Genomic DNA, 1,120 nt, shown 5'->3' with positions numbered 1-1,120 from the left:
CCTCGCGGCGATCCCAATCGCCGACCCCACCGCGCGGGTCGACCGGGCCGTGCGACGCCGCATCGTCGAGCGTGGCGTCGCGGCCGCGGACCTGCCCGAAAAGGCGGTGGCGTGATGCACCTGCCGGTTGTAGGCGGGGCGAACCACGTGAGGCCTGGGCTCGGTCTCGTCACGATCGGCCAGGCGCCCCGCACCGACCTCATCCCCGATGTCGAGGCCGCCCTCTCCGGCGTCGACTGGGTCGAACACGGCGCGCTGGACCTCCTCGACGCGGACGGCATCGCCCGGCTCGCGCCGCACGCCGGGGAGCATACCCTCGTTTCCCGCCTGCGGGACGGTTCGCGCGTCCGCCTCGGCGCGACGAGCATCGCCCCGGCGCTCGACGGCGCCATCCGGCGTTGCGTGGCCGATCGCTGCGGAGCCGTCCTGGTGCTGTGCACCGGCCGCGTCGAGCACGGCCCGGCGTCGGTGCCGGTGCTGCACGCGGAGGACCTCGCCCACGACCTCATGGCGCGGCTGGTCGGCGACGGCCGCTTGGGGGTGCTGTGCCCCGTGCCGGAGCAGTTGACGGATATCCAGGAGCGATGGGAAGGGCGCCTGGGCCGCTGCGTCATCGCGGCGGCCGTGGACCCCTACACGGCTGGACTCGACGAGGTGGCGGCCACCGGGCGAAGGGTCAGCGCGGGTGGCGCCGACGTGGTCTTTCTCGACTGCATCGGCTACACCGGGGAGCAGCGGGACGTGCTCGCCGCCGAGGGCATCCGGGCCGAGACCGCCCGCCACCTCGCGGTGACGGGCGCGGTGGATCTCCTGTCCTCCGCCTCGTGCGCGCCGCCGCGCCGCGCGTGATGGCTCCCCACGCTTGACATCCTCCCGGCCCTGAAGGGGCCGGGATTCCCACGGTCGCCCGTGAGGCTTTCCTGTTTCATCGCCGACTGCCTTGCCGGGAGGTTTCCCTTGGGGTCTTACATCAGCTCCGCAGGCGTTTTACCTCTCCGCCAGCCCGGCGGCGAGGATGTTCTTGGCAGCGTTGATGTCCCGGTCGTGCTCGACCCCGCAACCCGGGCACGTCCAGGCGCGCTCGTTGAGGGTGAGGGTGGTGGTGATCCGTCTACACGCG

2 protein-coding genes are annotated in these 1,120 nt (G+C 72.9%); one reads left to right on the top strand and one right to left on the bottom strand.

The window, feature by feature from the left end; all coding sequences use genetic code 11:
• Positions 1–147: 147 nt before the first annotated feature.
• Complete coding sequence (locus ONA70_RS36370; protein ID WP_265011003.1) at positions 148–849, top strand: AroM family protein; 702 nt, start codon at positions 148–150, stop codon at positions 847–849.
• 138 nt (positions 850–987) lie between these two features.
• Here the strand turns inward: ONA70_RS36370 and ONA70_RS36795 are convergent, their stop codons facing one another.
• Positions 988–1,107, bottom strand: a complete 120-nt coding sequence (locus tag ONA70_RS36795; protein ID WP_319959640.1) for a zinc ribbon domain-containing protein — start codon at positions 1,105–1,107, stop codon at positions 988–990.
• Positions 1,108–1,120 lie beyond the last annotated feature (13 nt).

The organism is Micromonospora yasonensis (assembly GCF_026013475.1).
Taxonomy (GTDB): domain Bacteria; phylum Actinomycetota; class Actinomycetes; order Mycobacteriales; family Micromonosporaceae; genus Micromonospora; species Micromonospora yasonensis.
Note: the sequence above shows the minus strand (reverse complement) of the source record. Positions and strands in the feature narration are given on the sequence as shown.